This is a genomic window from Chryseobacterium sp. MEBOG07, from assembly GCF_021869745.1.
Lineage (GTDB): Bacteria > Bacteroidota > Bacteroidia > Flavobacteriales > Weeksellaceae > Chryseobacterium > Chryseobacterium viscerum.
In genome coordinates this window covers 3,969,038-3,992,413 of sequence record NZ_CP084579.1, presented here as the reverse complement: position 1 = coordinate 3,992,413, position 23,376 = coordinate 3,969,038, and the positions used below count along the sequence as shown (strand labels likewise).

At 35.3% G+C, this 23,376-nt stretch carries 22 protein-coding genes, 1 tRNA gene and 1 pseudogene; 11 read left to right on the top strand and 13 right to left on the bottom strand.

Annotated elements, in window-relative coordinates; translation table 11 throughout:
- The first annotated feature begins 92 nt into the window (after positions 1-92).
- The 7 genes from LF886_RS18290 (at position 93) to LF886_RS18260 (ending at position 8,129) form a co-directional block, all read left to right on the top strand.
- Entirely contained in the window at positions 93-1,097 is a 1,005-nt protein-coding gene (locus tag LF886_RS18290) for a DUF2931 family protein (RefSeq protein ID WP_236851033.1), read from the top strand.
- A 22-nt stretch (positions 1,098-1,119) separates the two neighbouring features.
- A complete protein-coding gene (locus LF886_RS18285) occupies positions 1,120-2,952 on the top strand; it encodes a phospholipase effector Tle1 domain-containing protein (protein WP_236851032.1) in 1,833 nt (610 codons plus the stop codon).
- Entirely contained in the window at positions 2,952-3,653 is a 702-nt protein-coding gene (locus LF886_RS18280; protein WP_236851031.1) for a hypothetical protein, read from the top strand. The genes LF886_RS18285 and LF886_RS18280 overlap by 1 nt, the downstream gene beginning before the upstream one ends.
- On the top strand, positions 3,641-5,008 hold the full coding sequence (locus LF886_RS18275) for a hypothetical protein (RefSeq protein WP_236851030.1): 1,368 nt from the start codon (positions 3,641-3,643) through the stop codon (positions 5,006-5,008). Before LF886_RS18280 ends, LF886_RS18275 begins: the two co-directional genes overlap by 13 nt.
- Positions 4,977-5,513 carry a hypothetical protein gene (locus LF886_RS18270; RefSeq protein ID WP_236851029.1) on the top strand — a complete coding sequence of 179 codons (537 nt, stop codon included), beginning with the start codon at positions 4,977-4,979 and terminating at the stop codon, positions 5,511-5,513. The genes LF886_RS18275 and LF886_RS18270 overlap by 32 nt, the downstream gene beginning before the upstream one ends.
- Before the next feature lie 235 nt (positions 5,514-5,748).
- Positions 5,749-6,324 carry a hypothetical protein gene (locus LF886_RS18265; protein WP_236851028.1) on the top strand — a complete coding sequence of 192 codons (576 nt, stop codon included), beginning with the start codon at positions 5,749-5,751 and terminating at the stop codon, positions 6,322-6,324.
- Between the two features lie 86 nt (positions 6,325-6,410).
- Positions 6,411-8,129: a S41 family peptidase gene (locus tag LF886_RS18260; RefSeq protein ID WP_236851027.1), complete on the top strand. Its 1,719-nt coding sequence runs from the start codon at positions 6,411-6,413 to the stop codon at positions 8,127-8,129.
- A gap of 189 nt (positions 8,130-8,318) precedes the next feature.
- On the opposite strand, the gene LF886_RS18255 is transcribed toward LF886_RS18260, so the two are convergent.
- The 3 genes from LF886_RS18255 to LF886_RS18245 all read right to left on the bottom strand — a co-directional run bounded on the left by LF886_RS18255 (position 8,319) and on the right by LF886_RS18245 (position 11,104).
- Positions 8,319-9,722: a hypothetical protein gene (locus LF886_RS18255; RefSeq protein ID WP_236851026.1), complete on the bottom strand. Its 1,404-nt coding sequence runs from the start codon at positions 9,720-9,722 to the stop codon at positions 8,319-8,321.
- 442 nt (positions 9,723-10,164) lie between these two features.
- Positions 10,165-10,244: transfer RNA gene (locus LF886_RS18250), tRNA-Leu, on the bottom strand.
- 92 nt (positions 10,245-10,336) lie between these two features.
- Entirely contained in the window at positions 10,337-11,104 is a 768-nt protein-coding gene (locus LF886_RS18245; protein ID WP_236851025.1) for an MBL fold metallo-hydrolase, read from the bottom strand.
- Positions 11,105-11,158: 54 nt separating this feature from the next.
- Here LF886_RS18245 and LF886_RS18240 point away from each other — a divergent pair, with 54 nt between their 5' ends.
- Positions 11,159-12,586 carry a TonB-dependent receptor gene (locus tag LF886_RS18240; RefSeq protein WP_236851024.1) on the top strand — a complete coding sequence of 476 codons (1,428 nt, stop codon included), beginning with the start codon at positions 11,159-11,161 and terminating at the stop codon, positions 12,584-12,586.
- Between the two features lie 12 nt (positions 12,587-12,598).
- On the top strand, positions 12,599-13,048 hold the full coding sequence (locus LF886_RS18235) for a GAF domain-containing protein (protein ID WP_103235133.1): 450 nt from the start codon (positions 12,599-12,601) through the stop codon (positions 13,046-13,048).
- Between the two features lie 110 nt (positions 13,049-13,158).
- Here LF886_RS18235 and LF886_RS18230 read toward each other — a convergent pair whose 3' ends face one another.
- The 8 genes and pseudogenes from LF886_RS18230 to LF886_RS18200 all read right to left on the bottom strand — a co-directional run bounded on the left by LF886_RS18230 (position 13,159) and on the right by LF886_RS18200 (position 17,956).
- Positions 13,159-13,626, bottom strand: coding sequence for a cupin domain-containing protein (locus LF886_RS18230; protein ID WP_236851023.1), 468 nt, complete (start codon positions 13,624-13,626; stop codon positions 13,159-13,161).
- A gap of 244 nt (positions 13,627-13,870) precedes the next feature.
- On the bottom strand, positions 13,871-14,608 hold the full coding sequence (locus LF886_RS18225) for an ABC transporter substrate-binding protein (protein ID WP_236851022.1): 738 nt from the start codon (positions 14,606-14,608) through the stop codon (positions 13,871-13,873).
- A 26-nt stretch (positions 14,609-14,634) separates the two neighbouring features.
- Positions 14,635-15,956, bottom strand: a pseudogene (gene mgtE, locus LF886_RS18220) (magnesium transporter).
- Between the two features lie 164 nt (positions 15,957-16,120).
- Positions 16,121-16,282, bottom strand: coding sequence for a hypothetical protein (locus tag LF886_RS18215; protein WP_153816331.1), 162 nt, complete (start codon positions 16,280-16,282; stop codon positions 16,121-16,123).
- Positions 16,283-16,295: 13 nt separating this feature from the next.
- On the bottom strand, positions 16,296-16,445 hold the full coding sequence (locus LF886_RS18210; protein WP_236851021.1) for a bacteriocin-like protein: 150 nt from the start codon (positions 16,443-16,445) through the stop codon (positions 16,296-16,298).
- 150 nt (positions 16,446-16,595) lie between these two features.
- Positions 16,596-16,742 carry a bacteriocin-like protein gene (locus tag LF886_RS24175; protein WP_410685102.1) on the bottom strand — a complete coding sequence of 49 codons (147 nt, stop codon included), beginning with the start codon at positions 16,740-16,742 and terminating at the stop codon, positions 16,596-16,598.
- 30 nt (positions 16,743-16,772) lie between these two features.
- Positions 16,773-16,913, bottom strand: a complete 141-nt coding sequence (locus LF886_RS18205; RefSeq protein ID WP_236851020.1) for a bacteriocin-like protein — start codon at positions 16,911-16,913, stop codon at positions 16,773-16,775.
- Positions 16,914-17,407: 494 nt separating this feature from the next.
- Positions 17,408-17,956, bottom strand: a complete 549-nt coding sequence (locus LF886_RS18200) for a pyruvate decarboxylase (protein ID WP_236851019.1) — start codon at positions 17,954-17,956, stop codon at positions 17,408-17,410.
- A 173-nt stretch (positions 17,957-18,129) separates the two neighbouring features.
- Here LF886_RS18200 and rpsO point away from each other — a divergent pair, with 173 nt between their 5' ends.
- On the top strand, positions 18,130-18,399 hold the full coding sequence (gene rpsO / locus LF886_RS18195) for a 30S ribosomal protein S15 (RefSeq protein WP_034692246.1): 270 nt from the start codon (positions 18,130-18,132) through the stop codon (positions 18,397-18,399).
- Positions 18,400-18,692: 293 nt separating this feature from the next.
- Here rpsO and LF886_RS18190 read toward each other — a convergent pair whose 3' ends face one another.
- Both LF886_RS18190 and LF886_RS18185 read right to left on the bottom strand, forming a co-directional pair.
- Positions 18,693-19,058 (bottom strand): DUF4260 domain-containing protein, encoded by a 366-nt coding sequence (locus LF886_RS18190; protein WP_236851018.1) that lies wholly within the window; start codon positions 19,056-19,058, stop codon positions 18,693-18,695.
- A 110-nt stretch (positions 19,059-19,168) separates the two neighbouring features.
- Positions 19,169-20,590 carry a sugar MFS transporter gene (locus LF886_RS18185; RefSeq protein WP_236851017.1) on the bottom strand — a complete coding sequence of 474 codons (1,422 nt, stop codon included), beginning with the start codon at positions 20,588-20,590 and terminating at the stop codon, positions 19,169-19,171.
- Between the two features lie 439 nt (positions 20,591-21,029).
- Here LF886_RS18185 and LF886_RS18180 point away from each other — a divergent pair, with 439 nt between their 5' ends.
- Positions 21,030-23,324: a polyribonucleotide nucleotidyltransferase gene (locus tag LF886_RS18180; RefSeq protein WP_236851016.1), complete on the top strand. Its 2,295-nt coding sequence runs from the start codon at positions 21,030-21,032 to the stop codon at positions 23,322-23,324.
- Positions 23,325-23,376 lie beyond the last annotated feature (52 nt).

Sequence of the window (23,376 nt, the reverse complement as noted above, 5' to 3'; positions counted from 1 at the left end):
TAATGAATAAAATAATAAAATACCTGTTAAGCGTTTTATTTTTCACCCAGATCTCGTGTCAGGAAAAGAAAGAACATCAAAAAACTAAAACTATGACAAAATACGAATGGACTGAAGGAACTTCTGCCCCCTTAGGATATCCTATGGAAGTATATAAAGGAGGAATAGAGTGTGAAGGCGGAGAATGGGTAGGATTAAGTTTTGGGATAGTACCTGGAAATCATGGTTGGGGATCCATTAATAATGGCATGAGTAATGGTTTCAAAAGCTTGCCAAAGCGGTTAGATTTTATCTGGATGTCTTATATGGAAAATCAGTTTTACCAGATAGATACAGATATTGATACCGAAATGGTAAGAAAATATTTTAGCAAAGGGTTTGAAATAAAAGGAGCAAGCGGGAAAGGACAACATTTAAACTACGATGTTATTGCTGTAGGGATGGCACCCGGAGGAGTGGTCGTTGTTTGGGTGGCTGGAATTGGCTGGCAAAAAGAAATAGGGAGATATCAGGGTAAAAAAGTAACCATTCCGGAATCAGAAATTGCTAAGCTCGACAGTCATGAAAACCGATTTTGGCGCAAAGATTATTTGGAAATGGTACACTCAAGAGAACAGATTATTCCAAAAAAGATACAGGAAGAAAACAAAGGAAAGCCTATACCATTTGGTTTATGGGATGTTTATAGAACAAGGTTTAGTTGGAAAGCCGTTTTTGAACTCCCGGAAAATGCAAAATTAAACCCGCTAAGAGATGTTGGGATTACTATGATAAATGGTGAAAAAGAACAATTTGATGCTGCAAAAAATCCTTTGTCAGAGTATGACTTTAGAACAATCCCTGGTTCAATCTCAATGTCAGTATTAGATAAAGATAATAATAGATACGGAGCAGCATGTAATTTGGACGAAAAATCCAGCTTTGATGCTTTTAACAGTGTTTTTGGAGATAATCCCAAAAGTACCAAAGCAGAATTAGTCATAAAAGTGAATGAGGCGTTTAGCTTTTTTACGGTAAAGCTAAAAGGGGAAAATGGGAAAGAAGCTTTTATTAAGACAGATAAATTAGAAATATTTAAGTCGAAAAAGAAAAATTAAGAGAAGCCTCAAATTTAGGATTATGGGAAAAACATTTGTGTACAATACTGGAAATTATGCACCTCCTATTGACGAACTGCATTTGGAGGTAGGTGTTTTCTTTGACGGAACTTTGAATAATCTTAAAAATACTGAGCTCCGCCAAAAATATAAGGATGGCAAAAACAAAATTGAAAGCACGGATTCTGAAGAGGAAATTTTACGAAAAGAAAAAGCGATAGAAGATACGACTGAAAAACAGGAAGATGAGTATGATGATTTAGATGATAAAAAAAAGCCAGATGCCGGTTCCGAATATGAGCAGTATCTTAAAGGGATTCACAGGAGCCGTTTAGATAGAATGGGGGTTGATAATAGTTTTAGCAACGACTTTACCAATGTTGCCAGATTGTATAAGTGTTGTGAACAGACTAATTATGCTATTTATATAGAAGGTATTGGGACGCTGGATAACCGCAGAGATGTAGATGACGGCTTCCAATATGGATCTGGTATCACAGGGGTAAGAGGAAAAGTAAGAAAAGGATGTGAAAAGCTGGCGGATAGAATTAAAGTAATAATCAGAGATAGCTTAAATGCGGATAAACAATTTACAAAAATATATATAGATACTTTCGGATTCAGCCGTGGAGCTGCAGCCGCAAGGAATTTTGCTTACGAAGTCAATGGTAAAAAAAGAACAGTAGATGTTGAGATAAAAAAATCCCGTAAGATAGTAGGATATACGCAGATGGATTCTTCCGAAGGGCCGATTACGATTCCCGAATATGGAGATATGTGGATAGATAAGGATAAAATAGAGGTAGATCCTAATTATCTTATTGATGGAAAGCTTCCGAAATTTGGTTTTCTGGGATATTATCTTTTAAGTAAAGATGTAGTGACCAAAGAAGAATTGGAAGAGCTAGAACTGTATGTACGTTTTATTGGGGCGTATGATACCGTATCTTCTTATGAAGAATATGGTGATATGGGAGGATTGAGACGTGTGGGATGGGAAGGAATGAAGCATTCTACGTTAGGGTCTAGTTACAATTTTGGAGATGATGTCGAACAGTTACAGTTGCTGAATCCTGGACCTTATTCTAAAGCAGTTCATTTTACAGCAGGCAATGAACATCGGGAAAATTTCTCATTAACCAGCTTTCCGGGCAGTATTGAAAAAGAATTTCCGGGAGTACATTGTGATATCGGCGGAGCTTATGAAAACGGAAAAGAAACAGTAGATGAAATAGAAACGTCTAATCATAAACCGGTATGGTTCTTAAACAAGCGCAGACAGCAATTGATTGATGAACATTGGTATAATAAGGACCAAATTGAAATTAACAATAGTTTCCTCAATGTTATTACGATGGGAAGTGTATACCGTAAAATCACAGGAATCCGTTTCCTGAGGAAAGAATACAGCTATATTCCGCTCCATTTCATGGAAGAACAAGGTAAAAACCATTATGACCATCAGATGATTGCAAAAACAGAAATAAGCTATTCTATAGAACACGACCAATATCTGCCTTCAGCAAAAGATCTTTTGCACCATTATGTCTTTGAAGATGGTAAAAAATGGAATTTCAAAACAGATGAGGTAGTTGAAAAAGAAAAACAGGAAAGAGCAAGAGAAAGATTGGAAAATCCAGAACCGGTACAAGCGCCCATACCTGATGAAGTGATTGATAAAGACGGTAATAAAATTAAAACAAAAACACTGCAGGAAGTTGTGGTTACCGCCTATCATCCTCAGACCTTATTGAGAATTATGCGTAACAAATATCTTCATTGGTCGGCAAACAGAGATTGGATGGGAATGGATCCCAATAGTAATTATGAAAGAATAGTATATCCCCTGAAATAATGTTTACGCTACTTGAAAATCTTCATCAGAAAATATATAGGCTTGAAACCATTGTAAAGGAGCAAAGAAATCCGGTTTATGCTATTACAAAAAGCTATGCCCGGCAGATTGAAGTGTATTATCTTGGAAAAAATAAAGAAGATCATAAGTTTCAGATTCTGGTGGTTGAGTTCGATTTTTCGGATCAGGATACTGCCCTGGGAAAATTTATAAAAAAAATAAGTTATCTGTTTGATGAACTGGAATGCAGGGTTGATAACGAAGGCAATATTACCGCAGTAGATAATCTGCTTTTCCTACGGTTAAGATGGGGCAAAATTCAATCTGAATTATCAAAAACACATAAAGGTGAAGCTATAGATAATTATTTCAATCAGATCAGCAGTATATTAGAAGATGAAGCAAAGCTGATTGATTTTCTGACAGGTTATAATATGTTCGGTTTGCTCTTCAACGGTTTGCTGGAGTCATTCGATACCAAAAGAAAAAGAATATCTCCGGACGGATTTACAGAAATTATGACTCCTGAAAAGGATGGTGAGAAAATGATTTTAAAAGTCTCTGCCCAAAACTTAGAACAATCAGAAATAGATGATTTCAAAGGAATATTTATCTGCAAAGGAAACCAATATGAAGAAGGTTTTATAGAAATAAAGAAACAGAATTTTCATTTAAAACATTCATTATTATGGATAGGTTAAATAACGAAGGAGAAGGAAATGCTCCGGAAACTCAAACTCAAAATACGGCACAGGATACTGACAAAATGAAGTCTGATAATAAGCAGAAGATGGAGGAGAAACGTGCTGAAAATGAGGAGAAAGATAATAAAGACGAAGGTTTATTATTGGCAATAGACGGTGCCAGAATAAAATTCAATGCCCATTTGGGAAAATTTAAAGTATTAAATAATGTACCGACAACACAGGATAAACTTACAGGAACTGTTGTAGAAAAACAAATACCCAACTTTATCTTTGATGATGGTTTTCAGATGATTTCCCTTACAGAATGGCAGGATTTTGGAACTGCAAAAGTTCAGGAAAATTATGTGCTGCTAAAAAAGTCTACTTTACCGGGAACAGGTAAAATGCCGGGAAATATACCTCCCGAAACAGGCAAAATAGAATTTGTAACCTCCGGGCAGGTAAATGCTCCGGAAAGTATTGATCCAAAGGGGGCTCCGGTGCCAGAGCAGAAGGATGATAAAAAGTGTTTTTGTAATAGAGATTTTACAGAAGATGATATAAAAACAATTATTAAGAAGCTTAGAGAAACAGAGAAGATAAAGACAACTTCCTTGTTTTATGATGAGAACTGTACATTACCTGAATCTGATAAGACTTATAAAAGATTATGTGAAGAACTTAATAGTATGATGAAAAAGCATAATATTAACACTTGTATTAGGAAAATTCATTTTTTAGCACAATCTTATCATGAATCATCAAGATATGGCACTACATTAGAATATTCTTCTGGTAAGAAATATAATCCAGGAAATCATAGTGACGCAAAGGGAATGGAACATACTGTTGAGGGCGATGGTCCAAGATATAAAGGTAGGGGAATAATCCAGCTAACTTGGAGAAAAACTCAAAAAAAATATTTCTCATATGTTTTAGAAAAAGAACCAGGACTATTAAATAACAAGAAAATAGATGAGCTATTTGATCGGAAGCCTCTTTACAAAGAGAAATATATTTATTATAAGGATAAAATTGATGATAAAGGTAAGAAGGTTTTAAATACAAAAGGAAAACCGATTAAAGAAAAAGTTATTGAAATCATAGATGTAGACTCTGCCTCGCTTATTGCAAGTAATTTACATTTTGCTTTTGATTCAGCAGGATGGTTTTGGGAGAATCTTGGGAAAACAGTACCAACAGGAGAAAATATTAATCTTGTTGCAGATAAGGATGATGTTTTAAAGGTGTCACAATGTATAAATGGAAAAGTAAAAAATCCTTATGGAATGAAAGAAAGAAAAGAATTTACGAAAAATCTAAAATTATTTTTTAAATATGATGAATTGTGTATTTCTAAAAAAAAGTAACATAATTTGGCTTGTGCTAATTCCTTTGCTTAGCAATGCACAATATCAGATTATTGCAAAAAAGGATTTGAATTTAGATCAAAAACAGGATATTATTTATAAAGATTCACTTACAAATAAGTTAATTTTTGAGTACGGTAAATCATCTGGAAATAAGAAAGATTCAATATTTTTTTTCTCTAATTATAATGCTGAAGCAGGAAGTTTGCATTTCAAAATAGTGAAAAATATTATTACTGTTAAATTTACTTATGCACCAAAGTACCTTGATTTTGATTTATTAAGTTTTAGTTATGATAAGTTAAAAAAAGATTGGTTTTTGATTGATATTTTAAGTTCCCGAACCAATCCTTTAAGCGAAAGATTAATGACAGAAATTTGTCAGTATAAAGTACCGAAAAATATGAATTTTTCTTTGAAAAAAAATAGCTTTGACAATGTTCAAGAAAAGTTGTTGGATAACAAGAAATATTTGGTAAAATGTTCAAAACAAAATCTTGAATAAATTTTAAACAGAATTTTATTTTCAAAAATAGATGGATTAATGATGGTAAGGTGATATTTTGATGAAATTCTATTTGTATCAATGTTAACAGAAGAGATGTTTTTGATAGAACTATTAAAAAATGATAAAATACCTATTCAATATATTATTTATTTTTTTGTTTAGCCTATCTTCATATGCTCAAAAGGTCTCTATATTAAAAGATTCGGTCTGTATTTCTAAAGAATGTTTTGAGTTGCAGGAATTAAAAATAGACACTAAGAATACCGGAATTTATAAGAAAATTCAGAAAAGCTATGACCTTTTTAATGGTACTTTTTTCGATAGTCCGGAGAAAAGATTGAATGCAAAAAAAGATACTTTAAAAAACTTAATTTCAACAAACTCGTTACGGGACAACCAATTTGGATTTGAAAAATATAAGATTTTTTTGAATAAAAATGGATTGCTGAACATATCAGTACACATTCAGTCTTATGGTTCCCCGTGGGAAGATACAATCTATTATTTCTTTGATGAAAAGAATGATACAGAAGTTGGAGAAAACTTATTCATAAACAAAAAGATACTTCTGCAGCTGTGTCGCAAAAAAAATAAAGAAAATAATGACATGTCCTTTCCGATAAAAAATCTCAGTCAATACAAAATAGATACAGGTGTAGCAGGGAATATAACATGCATAGACTTTATTTTTTATGATCAGAAAAACAGAACCAATAGCGGTTATCCTGGATATTCAGTTTCTTTCAAATGGAAAGAAATTGAGAAATTTATTGCACCACAGTATAAAAAACGGTTGACGAAAGACTAAGTGAATTAAAATGGTTGCAATAAAATTCAAACTAAATGTGAAAAATATTCTTTTAAAAGTGTATTTTACATCACAAATTCAAGTAAATGAAGAATATTTTTATAGTGTTTTTTGTGATGGCTATTCATGCGACGATTTACGGCCAAAAAGATAACTATACCTATTTTATGAAGACTTGGAATTTCATAAAATATTATCACCCTGATATTGCTGGCGGCAAAAAAGATGCTGACAGTCTGTTTTTGGAAACTGTTGGGAAAGTGAATGAAAAAACAAATGAAAGTTCAATCATTACTCTTTTGTCAGGAAATCTGAATAATAAGTTTTCTAGCACTCCAATTACTGATAATCCAAAAGATATTCTGTCTATCAACCAGAATTTCAAATGGTATCAAAAAAATAAAAAGATCAGCTCGGAAAATAGGACATTATTGAATGATATCTATCATCATAGGTTCATTGCTGAGGTTGAAAATAAAGATAAAATAGCTGATTCTAAAACAAACGAATTCAAAAAAGATGAAAATCTGCCATTAGCTTACCGCTTGCTGGCATTAGCAAAGCTACAGGGAACTATTGACTATTTGTATCCCCACAAGTATCTTATGGATAAAAATGCTGAAACCTATTTCTCGGATTTGGTGGATCAGACTATCCGTTGTACTTCAAGAAAAGACTTTGAGATCATTTTGGCAAAAGTGGTTTCTAAAATGGAAGACACCCATTCTTTCAGATTTTATGATCAGCTGAATTATAAAAATGCAATTTTCCACAGATTGTATTTTCCTCCTTTCGACTATGTGATCATGAATGATCATATATTGATTACCCATATTCTTTTACCAGAAATCTGTTCCAAAGCGAATATCCATGTGGGAGATAGAATAACGAAGGTCAATGGTAAAAGCATCCGTGAGATTATTAAAGAAAAGAGAGAACTATTTTCCACGTCCAACCCTGAAACGTTTTTGTATCTGATTTCGGATTTTCAGAAAAATCTGATCTGGCCTGATGATCTGGCTCGTAAAAATTTAGAGATACAGTCAAAGGATAGTAAAACCTATCTTGCAGACACAGAATTTGTAAATTTTTCAAATAAACAACAGCTAGCCATCGTGACGGAATATATCCAGAACAAAATCCGTTTGCAGCAGCAGTATAAAATAGAGCATAAAGATATTGTCTACTTTAAAATACATGATGTTTTTGCTTTCATCAATAATATTCCTGATGATAAGCTGGATGAGCATATGGATTCTATTTTCAAAGAAGCATCATCGAAAAAGGCTATGGTCTTTGATATGAGAGGATATCCGGACTGGGGTGGTTTTGTATTTCATTCTGTCTACAAGTATTTCTCCCCTGTGGAAAACCGTTTTGGGAAATACTATAAACCCAATCCAAAAAATATTGGAACTTATATTCCCATCAGTTATGAAGGAGGTGGAACTTACTATCCTGATTTTAAAAATAAAACCATTCATCCTTATAAAGGAAAAGTTTTTATAATCGTCAATCCAGAAACCCTTAGCATGAGTGAGTGGAATACAATGAATCTTCAGAATATTTTCCCTCAGGCCAAAACTATTGGTCAAAGAACAGCAGGAGCAGATGGTGATATCAAAACGATAAAACTTCCCGGAGGCTATGATCTTGAATTTACTGGAAATGGTATTTTCTATTACGATGGTTCCCAAACCCAGAAAGTAGGAGTAAGAATCAATGAATATATAAAGTATTCTGATGATGATATTATTAAGAAAAAGGATCTTGAGCTTGAGAGGGTTTTGAAAGGACTAGACTAAAGAGATGAATGAGAAGTAAATTTTATTTTGTCCATGTAAAAGGGTATTTCTATTTACACAGATTATTTATATAAAGAAATAAGAACACTTACAAAGCGCAAGTGTTCTTACTTTTTTATTTGTGTTGATAGAATTTACTTAGTAATAGGTAAATGGGAACTTTTTACCTGTTTTATTTAATTTGAATGATTAATCAATACGAACTACATTAATTGTAAAAGGAGCTAGAATATTCGTTGAATTTGGTGTTGACCCGAAAGATAAGGCTTGAAATGAAAGAGCCTGGCCTGCGTTCATTTTTACTAAAGTAGAATTAATACAGGTAACGAATGATGCAGCTCCGGTGGCTTCAGGTAAAGTAACTTTGGTATTGGTAAATGACTGCTGAACTCCGTCCAAACTGATCTGAGCATATCCTAAATAGCCGTCCCCACCATCTTCTGATGCTGCTCTTTGAGGATAATTAATGCTAAAATCAACCTTATACAATCCCGTAGAAGACGCTATGAAAGTATTTCCCATCATTTCATTAAGATTGTCAAAATTTTTAGCTGAAGGGACCGTATTGGTAAAAGTATTGTTTAATGTAATCGACACTGTTCCGGTACCTCTTGCAGCACTGATGGTCGCTGAGTTTTGTAATTGTACAACGCCGGTACCGTTTATTGTTAAAGTTCCTGCAGTTCCTGAAGATCCCTGCAGCCCTTCAAGTCTTATAGGGTTGATAGCATTGATATGAAGTTTATTGGTTGCAGCGGAAGTCCCGATTCCAATATTTCCTGATATAGGATTGATTCTCATTCTTTCGACTAAACCTCCACCAACAGAGTTTCCAATATAGAAATGCTCTTCTGAACCATTAGTGAGTGTTGCCCCTGTACGGACAGATCCTACTGCCCAATTGGCTCCTCCCGAAGAAGGTCCGTTATTGGTAAAACCAAGCAACGAATAATTTCCTGTAGCCAAAGGAGAAGTGTTTCTTAAAGCTACAATTCCGTATTGGTTTGTTCCGGCTGTAGCATCAATCAGATTATATCGGTTTAAACTTGGAAGAGTAGAAACTACGTGAAATTTTGTCTGAGGAGCAGCAGTTCCTATTCCTATTCTGTCATTGGCCCCATCCACAGAAAACGTAGATCCGCCAACTGAAAAACCGTTAATAGCCGTCGTAGTGAATGCCAGAGAATGGGCATCTTGTGTCACCACTCTGTTTCCTGAAAGACTCCCGTCTATATTATAAAGGTTCATTGAAAAGGGAACCCATTGGAATCCGGTAAAATAGTAATATCCAATATTATGAATACTGCCAACCTCTGCTACACTTGGAGGTGGGGGTACACCGATAGGATCAGTGATGTCTGTGATATAAACGAAGGCTCCTGTTTGTGCAATTCCGTAAGTTCCCGGATCCTTATCTGCTAACTGTTGTTTAGAAATTCTAGGAGGCAGAATACCATCTTTCATGCTTGTATTTGTAGATCCGGTAACATCTAAAGTGGCTTGTGGATTGGGTGTATTAATCCCCACCTGTGCATGTGCAATCACTGCTATGCTTGATAATGCGATCAGGGAATAAAATTGTTTGATTTTCATGGCGCTGGTTATTTAGTTTTTAATTTTCTTGTAATTATTTTTAATTGAATTGTGTTTTTAGAAAATGTATTTCAGTAAGTATCTGTAAATCAAGAGCACAAATTTATTCTAATTTTGAAATTTATACGATACGTAGAAATACTGCATTTTTATACAATAATATCTACAGAAGTAAAATGAGAATAGAGTAGGGTAAGAGAAGCTTTTGGAGTTTCCATTTATGATGACCAGCTGCCAAATTTGAGAAAACAGAATGTTGAATGTCATTATTTTACCTGAACTTTTGTAAAGGTGTAATGAGTTTTTATTGATTCTGCTAAAGTATGGATATAACTAAATAATCGCTAGTCCCTTAATTTGCAATTGATTTAAATTAAGTCTTTTTTTTTGACCATCTAAAAAGAAAAACCTCTGAAAATCAAATGATTTCAGAGGCTTTTTGTACCCAGGACCGGGATCGAACCGGTACTCCTAAGAACTGGTGTTTGAGACCAGCGCGTCTACCAATTCCGCCACCTGGGCTTGATGTTGAGTCCAAACGTAATGTTTGTTTCAAATTGGTGTGCAAATATATAAACTTTTTTCAATCTTCAAAAGCTTTTTGAAGATTTTTTTTAAAAATTAAGTTCCAAACCATCGTAGGCAAGGTGTATTCCGGCAGGAAGCTCCTTATCTTCAACATCATGCAGTCCCAAATGATGGCTGATGTGAGTGAGAAATAATTGCTTAGGTTTTAGTTCCTCAAACAACCTGATCACATCCGGAAGGATAAAATGGGCAGGGTGAGGATCAAATTTCCTGATGCAGTTTAATATCAGAACATCCAGATTCTTCAGTTTCTCCTTTTCCGTTTCTGAAATAAAGCCGGCATCTGTGATGTAAGCAAGGTTTTTAAACTTATATCCGAAAACGGTAATTTTATAGTGAATTACCTCCACAGGAGTGATTTCTGTATCGAGAACATGAAACGGTTTGTTTTCAATCTCATGAAGCTCAAAAGCGGGCGCTCCGGGATATCTTACATCAGCAAAGGCGTAAGGAAATCTGTTTTTTATTTCATGAGCAACTCTTGAATAGCAGTAGAGTGGAACATCTTTTCCACTTTTAAAAATCAGTGGACGCATATCATCCAACCCGATTACATGGTCATTATGCTCATGAGTAATCAACGCAATATCTACGTTATGTTCGTGGTTGGTAAGCATTTGCTGTCTGAAATCCGGACCACAGTCGATCAGTATTTTTTTATTTTCTTCCGTAGTTATCATCACGGAAGAGCGCAAACGTTTGTCTTTTGGATTTTCGGAAGTACATACTTCACATGTACAGCCTATAACGGGTACACCTTGAGAAGTACCAGTTCCTAAAAATTTCAACTTCATTTTCTTTTGAGGTTGGTTTAATTTTGGTAAATTTACGAAAAATTTCACGTCCTAATGTATCAGAAACTAACTCCTAAACAAAAAGCATTAACAATTAATCTAGATCCTGCTATTTATGGTACTTTCGCAGAAATTGGAGCAGGGCAGGAGACTGTTCGCCACTTTTTTAGAGCAGGGGGAGCTTCCGGTACGATTGCAAAGGCAATGTCTGCCTATGACAAGGATTTTAGTGATGCCATCTACGGAAAAGAAGTAAAAAACAGGTACGTTACCCAAAACAGGCTTCGCAAAATGCTTCGATATGAAGTCGCTTTGATTGAAGAGAGAATTTCCAGAGATAATAATCCCGATAGAAAATTCTTTTCTTACGCCAATACGGTAACAACCATCAATTTTGACAAAACTGTAAAAGGCCACGGCTGGGTAGGAATCCGTTTTCAGACCAAAGAAAATGAAGATTACAATGAGATCGTAATCCATGTAAAATTCAAAGAAAATGATGCTACCCTTCAACAGGAAACTTTAGGAAACCTTGGGGTAAACCTTATTTTCGGGGCTTTCAATTACTTTGACAATCCAAGAACTTTAGTAGAATCTCTATACGACGATATTGCAAAAGACAACCTTGAAATTGATATGATAGACTTCAGCGGACCTGCTTTTGCCTATGTTGATAACAGACTGATGTCTCTTCAATTGGTGAAAAATGGAATGACCGATGCGGTGATCTTCAATTCAGAGGGGAATAATATGCTTCCGGCAGATGTTTTGTACAAGAAAAATATTTTCGCGGTAAGAGGAAGTTTCAGACCGGTAACGAAAGTAAACATTGATATGCTTAAAAACGGTATGGATATGTTTTTGAAAGATGCAATCTGTACCCATGAAGAAACAGAAGTTCTTATCGAAATCACGATCTCCAATCTGAGAGCAGACGGAGATATTGATGAAAGGGATTTCCTGGATAGAGTAGATATTTTGGGTAAATTGGGATACACAGTTATTATTTCAAATTTCTCTGAGTACTACAGACTGATCGATTATTTCGCTTCTTACACAAGTGGGGATATCGGAGTCGCAATGGGGGTAAATAACCTATTGATGGTATTTGACGAGAAATACTATAAAAACATGTCTGGAGGAATTCTTGAAGCATTCGGGAAGTTTTTCAGAAACGGAATGAGAGTGTATCTGTATCCTTATAAAGATCCTGAAACGCACCAGTTACTGGATTCTTCAAACCTGAAAGTAGAAGAAAACCTGAAAGAATTATACAAATATTTCAAACACAACAATCGTATTGTAGATATTACGAACTATAATCCGGAGTTCCTGGAAATTTATTCCAGAGAAATACTGAGAAAAATAGCATGTTGTGTGAAAGGCTGGGAAAGCCAAGTTCCGGAAGGAGTTGCAGAAATGATCAAAGAGCGCGGAATGTTTGGATATAAAGAAGAACTTTCGTTAAAACAATTCTCTTAAAAAATATATACAATGTCAGAATTAAAGAAAAGACTTTCCTCAATTCTTGAAAGTCCTAAGCATAATACAGAAGAAAAACTTGAAAAAGTATGCCACCTATTGGACCAGGAGATTTCTTACTTCAACTGGACAGGTTTCTATTTCAAAAACGGAGATAAAGAGGAACTGATCCTAGGCCCTTACGTGGGAGCTCCTACCGATCATACCATTATTCCTTACGGAAAAGGAATTTGCGGTCAGGTTGCGGTTTCCAATGAAACATTCGTAGTTCCTGATGTGCATGAAGAAAGCAACTATTTAAGCTGTTCAATCGATACAAAAGCAGAAATAGTGGTTCCTATTTTTAAAGACGGAATAAATATTGGTCAAATTGATATTGATTCTCATACAGTTGACCCATTCACAAGCGAAGATCGTGAATTGCTGGAATGGCTTTGTAAGGAAGTTTCCAAGATTTTGTAATTGAATTTCAATACGAATATAATATAGACTCCGGCTTTTATAGTTGGAGTTTTTTTAGAGTATTGAAATAGAATGTAGAGTTATAAATTTCCAGCCTTACCCTTCATAGATTATGAATGATAGGTGGTAATAACAAACATGATTAAAGGCTCGTCTCCTGTATTTTCAATAGAATGATAGCCTATGGAATTGATGGCTGTAATATCCCCTTTCTGAAGAATTTTCTTTCGTATTGGTCCCTCAATTCCGGTTCTCTCACGATATTCCCCGGTTCCATGCATGACCACATACAGTTCTTGCTCATTTCTTTGATTGTGCGTGTGAAACCCGGATTCATCACCCTTATTCAATAAAACCATATAAGCTGCCAGACGGTTATTAGCCAATTCCTTCTGATCAAACATCTGTATCATATATACGGTTCCGTTTCCGCCATACATATTTTCACGTTTGTCCACTTGTGTTATGGTCCGTTCATTCTTTTCAAACGCCATTACATAAAGGTGAATGTATTTTGAGACTTCTTGTATAACGTGATCAAACTCTGCTCCCTCAGATAATATAACCGTATCAGCCATGTGTATTAAATATTTAATGGATAAATAGTACACGTCAATGTACCAGAAATTTTACAATAACAAAATTAACGATTTTTGTAACAGAGATGCTATATAAAGGTCGCATTTACCATTCCATAGAATTTAAACGATTCTTATCTGTAATTTGAACCCGGATATTTTCAAAAACGTAAATATATTTTTCAAGCATTGAGCAGCAACTTGAAGATGATTAGGTTGTTATAAAATATTTTGTGTCTAAAAATCAAAGCTGCATACGGTGTACTTCTGCCAGCAATTCTTTAAAGTAGTTCTCACATTTCGCAATATGCGTTCCATACCAGGAAAATGCCTCACCATCTACGATTATAATGTTTTTGTCAGGATAGAAAGCCTGCAGTTCTTCAATATGTTTTTCTTTAAATGGGAAGGGTTCGGAAGAAAGCATAATTACATCAGCATCTGCAAGATCTTCAGTGGTAATTTGAGGATAACGGGTTTTATCCTTAAAAATATTCTCGAAACCAATTTCTGATAAAATCTTATGAATAAAGGTATCTGAGCCAATTGTCATATAAGGATTCTTCCAGATAAGATAGGCTGCTTTGATAGGCGTGTCCAGTTTTGCCTGATTCAGGATATCATAAATTTTGAGATTGAAAAGTTGTGCTCTGTCTTCCTTTCCGAGAAGTTTTCCGAGATTTTTAAGCAGGTAATAATTGTCTTCAATTGTTTCCACATTGGTTACCATTACCTTAAAATCATCCATTAAAGCTTCCACCTGATCTTTTACATTTTCTTCCTTATTGGCAAGAATAAGATCCGGTTGCAGTGCTTTGATTTTCTCGATATTGATGTTTTTGGTCCCACCAATTACAGGTACATTTTTTATTTTATCCTGAGGATGAATACAGAATTTTGTTCTCCCGATGACTTCATTTTCAGTAAGTCCAAGGTCAAATAATGCCTCAGTAATAGAGGGTACAAGTGAAACGATTTTCATATTGGCATGTTAGATGATGCCTAAAATTACAAAAGTTTTCCCGTTAAGAAAAGTCCGGCTACAGAAAAGTAAATGATAAGTCCCGTAACGTCTACAAGAGTGGCTACAAAAGGAGCAGATGAAGTAGCGGGGTCTAGTTTTAATTTCTTTAAGATAAATGGAACCATTGATCCTGAAAGAGTTCCCCAGAGTACGATCAATACTAAAGAAACGGCTACACTTAGTCCTACATAAACCCAGTGGGCACCATAACTGAAGAAGCCTGCCTCATGCCAGATCATGATTCTTAAGAAACCGATAATTCCCAAAATTCCTCCTAAAAACAATCCGGTGAAGATTTCTTTTTTCATGACATACCACCAGTCTTTTAAACCGATTTCCTGAAGTGCCATTGCTCTAATAATAAGTGTTGCGGCCTGTGAACCTGAGTTTCCACCACTGGAAATAATTAATGGAACAAATAATGCCAACACCACTGCTTTTTGGATCTCGTCTTCGAAATATCCCATGGCTGATGCGGTGAGCATTTCGGAAAAGAATAATATAATCAGCCACATTCCTCTCTTTTTTACCATTTCGATGAGAGAAGTCTGGGTATACGGTAAATCTAAGGCTTCAAGACCCCCGAATTTCTGAATGTCTTCGGTGTTTTGCTGCTCAATCTGGTCAAGGATATCATCAATAGTTACAATCCCTACAAGAACTCCCGATTCTGTAATAATAGGAAGTGCTGAACGGTCATATTTTTCAAAATAAGTAACGGCGTCTTCTTTGGAAGTCATCGTGGTAATCGCCACAAAATGGTTGTCCATAAGATCGGACACTAAAGTATCTTCCTCGGCCAACAGTAAACTTCCTACAGCTAAATCATCAATCAGACGGTTTCTTTCATCCACCACATACAGATAGTTCATGGTTTCCACTCTTTTCCTACCTTTTTGATTTGCTGAAGGCATCTTTTTACCGTCCATTCCTTACGGATCTGGATATAATATGGCGTCATCAGACGGGCAATAGAATCAGAGTTGTAACCAAGAAGCTTTAAAGCAATTCTTCTTTCCTGCGGATTAAGATGATTGATGGAATATTTGATAAGCTCATCCGGAAAATCCTCAAAAAGAGCAGTCCTGTCATCCGGAGTCATTGCATTCAGAATTTCAGAAACTTCATCGCTTCCGATACTTCTGATGGTATCTTCCTGAAAATCAGGGTCAAGATGTGAAAAAACTTCTGCTTTGTACTCTTTCGGAACCTTCAGGAACGCGAGCAGCCTCTCGTCAGCATGAAGTTCGCTGAGAGTTTCGGCAATATCGGCAGGGTTAAAGATAAGTTCGTCTCTAGAATTCAAAACGTGAAATTTTTGGATATGCAAAAATAATTCAAATTTTTAAGACTAAGCCATAAACTGGGAAATTTAAGGATTAATTAAAGTTTAGTCCTTCAGTATAAGGCCAAAAAAACACCCACCGAAGCGGATGTTCAAAAAATTAAATTTTAAATTCCAATATACTTTTAAATGGGTTCACATTCTGAAGTAGGAATGAATACACAGACGTTATTGGTGCAGCATAGATATGGACCGCAATCTGCATTGCTGCCGCATTTCTTTATTCCGCCCCCGTTAATTCCTTTTTGTTCCTGTCTGTTTAGCTTTTTAAGATTTGAGTTTCTCATAATGATCAATATATTAAGGCTCTATCATACAATCATGATCAATACATTCTCCGTTACAGCAATATCCAACGGAGCAAGGTCTTGTTATGCTGCATCGGAATGGTCCGATACCTCCATTAATTTTTTTGGCAGATTCTCTGCTGAGTTTCTTTAAATGTTTCATATAATTTAGATTTAATGTTGAACTAAAATAATAAATATTTCTATATTATTCATCGTTTGGTGAAAATATTTTACTTTAAACTGATTTTTTATTTAAAAATTAAATAAAAAAAACACCTATTAGAAATAGGTGTCTGTAATAATCCATATATTATTCTAAAGGACAAGGATTTAAAACGCATATGTTATGGCAGCATGATCCGCCTGGACATTGGTAATGCTCTGTACATTTTTTGAAAGGCCCACTGCCTTTGATTTCCTTTTGCGCTTGTCTAGTGATTTTTTTTAGATTTTTCATGTGATTTTATTTTATAGTTGAGTGTTAAGTTTATTCAAGACAGATGAATGGTGAGCAAATCCCATTACAGCACCATCCTACAGAACATGGATTAATATCACTGCATCTTTCAAAAGATCCGCCTTTAATTTGCTTTGCTTTTTCTCTACTGAGTTTCTTTAAATTTTTCATATGATTTAGTTTTAATGGTACACTAAAATAGTAAAAAATATTTAATAATTCCTTGTTTGGTGAAAATATTTAACTATCAATCAGTTGTTTATAACGTTTTTTAATATAAAAAGCACCTGTTTATAAATAAAACAAGCGCTCAAATATTTAACATGAAAAGTGTTGTAATTCAGGACACGGATCATTTATACATAGTCTATGACAATATGATCAGCCTGTATATTCTAAAGAATTGGTATGATACTTCCTAAAATTTATTTCCGCTCAGCCTCTTTAAATTTGAATTCTCCTAAAGAACTGGATTTAATTATGAAACTAAGCTAATGAAAACTTTTACATTATCGATTAATGGGTATATATTCTACAGGAAGTAGTCTATGAATGAATTATGAATTAGCTGATATGCCTATTAATATGCATAGCAAAATTCACGATTCATTTGCGAAGTAAAACTGATCATTGAAAATCAAAGGTCCTATATTCCAACTTTAAAGTTAAAGCTCAGATTCTGTTGGCTTCAGTTTTCTCAGTTTTTTAATGATCCCTTTTATAGCTCCTTCAGTTCCTATTTTAACAGAATTTACTGTAGATCCCAGTAAACGCATATTTTTTCTATAGGTATCATGATCTGTTTCAGTCACAAGATTTCCGTCGGCACCAAAAAGTTTCATGCTGACCACTACCTGATTGGAGAAAACGTATTTTCCAAAACCTACTTTGAAATATCTCACTTTGGAAACAATGGCAAAATCTGCGTCATTATTGAGGCAGTAATCTACAATGGTCTGTTTGTCTATGCTGTCAAAGGGAACCTGAACTTCTGCCCGGAGCATTTTATTTCTTCTGCTGCTGAAATTATCAGAAATAACATCAAAGAATGCTGCGTTGGTAGGATCTTTTATCTCATCAACATCAGGCTCTACCTCGGGATTAAAGTAGAGAACTTTTTTTATTTTATCATCAGCAGATTTCTGAGCTTTTACCGAAGTAACGCCGATCAATAGAAAACTAGCAATTGCTGTAAAGAATATAATTTTTTTCATTTGTAATTCGAATGCAAAATTACTGCCTTTTCGTTGGATTGCATATAATTTATTAAGAAATTTTTAACATTTTTTTCTATCAATTTTGATTTATGAAATCAATAATGTTTGCACAATCAAAAAATAGTCGTAATTTTGCACCCGTTACATAATAATCATTAAACAATATTGGAATGTACTTAACAACAGACAAAAAGCAGGAAATTTTCGCAAAACACGGAAAATCTGCACAAGACACAGGGAGTGCTGAAGGACAAATCGCTCTTTTCACTTTCAGAATCAACCACTTATCTCAACACCTAAAGGCTAACCGTCACGATTTCAACACAGAGAGATCTCTAGTGAAATTGGTAGGTAAGAGAAAAAGTTTATTAGATTACCTTAAAAACAAAGATATCGCAAGATATAGAGCAATTATTGCTGAACTAGGTTTAAGAAAATAATCTATAAAGATTTTCAAAATAAAAAGCAACTTCGAAAGAAGTTGCTTTTTTTTTGCAGTATTGGGAATCTTTAACCACAAAAGTCACAAAAGCTTTTTTAGAAACCACTAAATGCTTTAGAAGAGCACTTAAGTTCTTAAAAGTCTTTGATTTTCATGTGATAATAAAAGAATAGTATTGATGGGAATTACAATGGTGACAATACTCGAACTGAAGGAGCAAAAATTCCCCTCTTCCTGAGGGGTGGCAAAAATTCAAAGAATTTTTGACGGGGTGGTTTTAACAGTCTGCAATTATAGCTTCTCCACTTTCTTCCCAATCTTCCCCAAATGTGTATTCTGAAAACTATCCGGATATTTCAATCCATAGCCCAGAATTCTGTCCAAAGCTGAATGAGAAAATAATATCGCTCCAATCATTTGTAAATAGGGTAGAGACAAGGCTGTTCCGGCAAGATAAAAGATAATAGCTACTCCAAAATGATGGAAGATGTTATAGGAAACAGCTCCAACTTTATTATTAACTGTATATCCCAACATGGAAATATCGGGAGCCAGAAAAAGTCCTGCAAACCACCACCATGAACATTCTGTTTGGGCAAAAGCATATATTCCTAACAATAGAAATGCTGCGTATTCAAGCTTTAATTGTGTTTTCATTGTAATTGTGTTGGTCTATCCTTATTTTAATAGAAAGTTACACTATAAGATCGAAAAAAAGCGGAATATTTTTGAGATATTCCGCTTTGTATATTTGAATGTAATATATTTTAATGTCCTGATTTGGCTTCCGTGTTTTCTACATGACCGAGATATTTGGTACAATAAGCACCAAAGATCAGAATAACCAGATAACAGAATACAGGAATGATAAATGAATGCTGTACTCCAAACTGGTCCGCAAGATATCCCTGGAAAATAGGAACGATAGCCCCTCCTAAAATCGCCATTACCACTAAGGAAGATCCTTGGCTGGTATATTTCCCCAGTCCTGAAATCGCTAATGTATAAATATTCGAGAACATAATGGAGTTGAAAATTCCGATTCCCAGAATACTGTACATCGCCAGTTCACCTTGATTTACCATAGCAGAAATCAATAATACAACATTGACAGCTGCAAAGATTGACAGCGTTCTCGCCGGAGCCGATTTACCAATGAAAAAGGCAATGAAATTAAGAACTATGAATACAAGGAAAAAGCTGATCTGAGCAAAGGTAAGATTCACAATACTGAAGATCACAAGGAAAACAGCTCCTGCTGCACCCAGCATATAAAGAGCCTTTTTACCCTGGCTTAAAGATTGGTTTAAAGAGATTGCTCCAAGAAAACGGCCGATCATGGCCCCACCCCAGTAAAGAGAAAGATAATTCTTACTGATGATTTCATTAAAGCCCATAATCTGTGGTTGTTCAAGGAAACTGATGATAAAACTTCCCACAGCAACTTCTCCACCCACATAGCAGAACATGGCAAATACTCCGAATTTCAGATGGCTGAACTCAAGAGCTCCCCAGCCTTTCACCACTTCCTCTTCACCCATCTGGAATGACGGAAGCTTCACTCTGGAAATCAATAAAGCGACCAATAAAAGAATACCTGCAAAAATTAAGTAAGGAATTCTTGTTGCTACAGCACTGAATGATCCGTCCGGAGAAGAGAAAAATTCAAAAATAAGGTGACCTCCCAACACCGGAGCAATGGTTGTTCCAAATGCATTGAACGCCTGGGTCATATTCAATCGGCTGGATGCGGATTCTTCACTTCCCAGTAATGAAACATAGGCATTGGCTGTAATCTGCAGTACCGTAAAGCCAAGTCCTAAAATAAATAAAGCCCCCAAAAACAAAGGATAATAAGAAAAAGTAGCTGCCGGGTAAAATAGAACACAGCCAAAAGCTGCAAGGAAAATTCCGAACAGTATTCCTTTTTTATACCCTAATTTATTGATGGGATCTCCTTTTGTAATGGAAATCAGAAAATAAATCAGAGATCCGATAAAGTAAGCTCCAAAAAAACAGAACTGTACCAGCATGGACTCGAAAAAGGTAAGATTGAAAAGTTGCTTCAGATAGGGGATCAGGATGTCATTCATACAGGTGATGAATCCCCACATAAAAAACAGCAGGGTGATGGTAATCAACGGAACCGTATAATTCCTGCTTTGCGGTTGTACTTCTTTATTAGTCATAAACATTTATTTATCTGTATAAGGATAGGCCCTTAACTTTTTTTCCTACAGCATTGTAATTGGTGAAGTAGGGCAAATATAGGAATCCGCCTATATTTTTGCAATAATTTTAATCGTTTTTATAATGAAATGGATATCTTTTTTCTAATCAGATTATTATTTTCACTTTTTGAGACAATAATACAAAAACAACAGGATTTTTCCATGCATTATTTTAAAAAAACACTTTTTTATTTTCACAAATAATGAATAAGTTGAGATTACTGATACACATTTTTGAATCTTTCATCAATTGATAGCCAATTTTTTGTATTTTCAGAGCCTATTAATGCAATTGAAAAATTTAATATATCATTATTATATAGTACCTTTGCACACGAAATTTAAAGAGTTTAAATATTAATTCATACTCAATACGGAGTATTAAGAAGACAAATTTATGAGTATACCTCAAGCGTTTACAGAGCTGATTACTCTTGCTGATGGCAGAGAAATCACTATTGAAACAGGGAAGTTGGCCAAGCAGGCTGATGGATCTGTGGTAGTAAAAATGGGTGGAACAATGCTTTTAGCAACTGTTGTAGCCAATAAAGAAGCAAATCCTGGTGTAGATTTTTTACCATTAACAGTAGATTATAGAGAAAAATTCTATGCAGGTGGAAGAATTCCTGGAAACTTCTTCCGTAGAGAAGCAAGACCTTCAGATCAGGAGATTTTAACAATGAGATTAGTAGACAGAGTATTGCGTCCGCTTTTCCCTGAAGATTTCCACGCTGAAGTACAGGTAATGATTTCTTTAATTTCTTATGACGGAAAAACGATTCCTGATGATTTAGCAGGTTTAGCCGCTTCTGCAGCTATCGCAATCACTGATATTCCTTTCAATGGCCCAATGTCTGAGGTAAGAGTAGTAAGATTTGACGGACAACTTTCTGTCAACCCTAGCTACGAAGAATTGAAAAATTCTGAATTGGATATTATGGTTGGAGCTACTAAAGATTCAATCGTAATGGTAGAAGGAGAGATGAAGGAGATTTCTGAGCAGGAAATGTTAGAAGCGATCATCTTCGGTCATGCTGAAATTAAAAAGCAGATTGAAGCTCAGGAGAGATTAGCAGAAAAAGTAGGTAAGGCTTTCCCAAAAAGAGAGTACTCTCACGAAAACCACGACGAAGAAATTCGTGCAAAAGTTTGGAAAGAGACTTACGATAAAGTATATGAAGTAGCAAGAACTCCTTCTGGTAAAGAAGAGAGAGGAGAAAAATTCAAAGCACTTCGTGAAGAATTTTTAGCTCAATATGCTGAAGATGCTGAAGAATTGGAAAGAGTAACCCCTTTCGTAAAAGTATATTATCATGATGTAGAGAAAGAAGCGATGCGTCAGATGATCCTTGAAGACAATATCCGTCTTGACGGTCGTGATCCTCAGACGATCCGTCCGATCTGGTCAGAAATTGACTACCTTCCGGGAGCTCACGGTTCTGCAGTGTTTACAAGAGGTGAAACTCAGTCTTTAACAGCAGTAACTTTAGGTTCTGTGAAAGATGCAAACATGGTAGACAGTGTTATTTCTCAGCACGACGAAAAATTCTTCTTACATTATAACTTCCCTCCTTTCTCAACAGGTGAAGCAAGACCTTTAAGAGGTACTTCAAGAAGAGAAGTAGGACACGGGAACCTTGCTCAAAGAGCATTACAGGCAGTTATTCCTGAAGAGAATCCATATACCATCAGAATTGTTTCTGATATCCTAGAATCAAACGGTTCGTCTTCAATGGCAACAGTTTGTGCAGGAACATTAGCATTAATGGATGCTGGGGTAAAGATTACAAAACCTGTTTCCGGTATTGCAATGGGATTGATCACGGATACAAAATCGGGTAAATTCACTGTACTTTCTGACATCTTAGGAGATGAAGATCACCTGGGAGATATGGACTTCAAAGTAACAGGTACTGCAGACGGTATCACTGCTTGTCAGATGGATATCAAAATTCAGGGTCTTTCTATGGATATCATGGAAAAAGCTTTGATGCAGGCTAGAGACGGAAGATTACACATCTTAAATAAAATCACTGAAACTATTTCTGAACCAAGAGCAGATGTGAAACCTCACGCTCCTAAAATGGTAGTAATGGAGATCTCTAAAGACTTCATTGGTGCTGTAATCGGACCTGGAGGAAAAATCATTCAGCAAATGCAGAAAGATACTGATACAGTGATTGCTATTGAAGAAGTAGGAGAGATCGGACGTATTGAAATTGCAGGAAAAGACAGAGAGAAAATCAATGCTGCTGTTGCAAAAATTAACGAAATTACTTTCGTACCGGTTGTAGGCGAAGTTTATAACGGAAAAGTTGTGAAAGTAATGGATTTCGGTGCTTTTGTTGCTATTGCTAAAGGTACAGAAGGACTTCTTCACATTTCTGAAATTGAGTGGGCTCGTCTAGACAAAGTTCCTTATGCAGAAGGTGATGAAGTAGAAGTTAAGTTCATGGGTTACGATGACCGTAAGAAAATGAAACTTTCTCGTAAAGTTCTTTTACCAAGACCTGCAAGACCAGAAGGGCAAAATAGACCAGAAGGACAAGGAAGACCAGAAGGTCAAAGAAGACCGGAAGGACAAGGAAGACCTGAGGGACAGAGAAGACCAGAAGGACAAAGAAGACCGGAAGGAGAAAAACCACAAGGAGAAAACCAAGTGGAAAACGAAACGCCTTCTAACGAAGCTTAATAAGATTCATTCTTAGATATAAAAAATCCCTCAATTTGAGGGATTTTTGCTT

What these genes read in the sequence shown, in the direction of transcription:
- LF886_RS18280 (WP_236851031.1), top strand. Translation starts at nt 2,952, where the DNA reads ATGTTTACGCTACTTGAAAATCTTCATCAGAAAATATATAGGCTTGAA.
- LF886_RS18285 (WP_236851032.1), top strand. Translation starts at nt 1,120, where the DNA reads ATGGGAAAAACATTTGTGTACAATACTGGAAATTATGCACCTCCTATT.
- LF886_RS18290 (WP_236851033.1), top strand. Translation starts at nt 93, where the DNA reads ATGACAAAATACGAATGGACTGAAGGAACTTCTGCCCCCTTAGGATAT.
- LF886_RS18270 (WP_236851029.1), top strand. Translation starts at nt 4,977, where the DNA reads ATGATGAATTGTGTATTTCTAAAAAAAAGTAACATAATTTGGCTTGTG.
- LF886_RS18260 (WP_236851027.1), top strand. Translation starts at nt 6,411, where the DNA reads ATGAAGAATATTTTTATAGTGTTTTTTGTGATGGCTATTCATGCGACG.
- rpsO (WP_034692246.1), top strand. Translation starts at nt 18,130, where the DNA reads ATGTACTTAACAACAGACAAAAAGCAGGAAATTTTCGCAAAACACGGA.
- LF886_RS18215 (WP_153816331.1), bottom strand. Translation starts at nt 16,282, where the DNA reads ATGAGAAACTCAAATCTTAAAAAGCTAAACAGACAGGAACAAAAAGGA.
- LF886_RS18210 (WP_236851021.1), bottom strand. Translation starts at nt 16,445, where the DNA reads ATGAAACATTTAAAGAAACTCAGCAGAGAATCTGCCAAAAAAATTAAT.
- LF886_RS18205 (WP_236851020.1), bottom strand. Translation starts at nt 16,913, where the DNA reads ATGAAAAATTTAAAGAAACTCAGTAGAGAAAAAGCAAAGCAAATTAAA.
- LF886_RS18225 (WP_236851022.1), bottom strand. Translation starts at nt 14,608, where the DNA reads ATGAAAATCGTTTCACTTGTACCCTCTATTACTGAGGCATTATTTGAC.
- LF886_RS18255 (WP_236851026.1), bottom strand. Translation starts at nt 9,722, where the DNA reads ATGAAAATCAAACAATTTTATTCCCTGATCGCATTATCAAGCATAGCA.
- LF886_RS18185 (WP_236851017.1), bottom strand. Translation starts at nt 20,590, where the DNA reads ATGACTAATAAAGAAGTACAACCGCAAAGCAGGAATTATACGGTTCCG.
- LF886_RS18180 (WP_236851016.1), top strand. Translation starts at nt 21,030, where the DNA reads ATGAGTATACCTCAAGCGTTTACAGAGCTGATTACTCTTGCTGATGGC.
- LF886_RS18245 (WP_236851025.1), bottom strand. Translation starts at nt 11,104, where the DNA reads ATGAAGTTGAAATTTTTAGGAACTGGTACTTCTCAAGGTGTACCCGTT.
- LF886_RS18190 (WP_236851018.1), bottom strand. Translation starts at nt 19,058, where the DNA reads ATGAAAACACAATTAAAGCTTGAATACGCAGCATTTCTATTGTTAGGA.
- LF886_RS18230 (WP_236851023.1), bottom strand. Translation starts at nt 13,626, where the DNA reads ATGGCTGATACGGTTATATTATCTGAGGGAGCAGAGTTTGATCACGTT.
- LF886_RS18275 (WP_236851030.1), top strand. Translation starts at nt 3,641, where the DNA reads ATGGATAGGTTAAATAACGAAGGAGAAGGAAATGCTCCGGAAACTCAA.
- LF886_RS18240 (WP_236851024.1), top strand. Translation starts at nt 11,159, where the DNA reads ATGTATCAGAAACTAACTCCTAAACAAAAAGCATTAACAATTAATCTA.
- LF886_RS24175 (WP_410685102.1), bottom strand. Translation starts at nt 16,742, where the DNA reads ATGAAAAATCTAAAAAAAATCACTAGACAAGCGCAAAAGGAAATCAAA.
- LF886_RS18235 (WP_103235133.1), top strand. Translation starts at nt 12,599, where the DNA reads ATGTCAGAATTAAAGAAAAGACTTTCCTCAATTCTTGAAAGTCCTAAG.
- LF886_RS18200 (WP_236851019.1), bottom strand. Translation starts at nt 17,956, where the DNA reads ATGAAAAAAATTATATTCTTTACAGCAATTGCTAGTTTTCTATTGATC.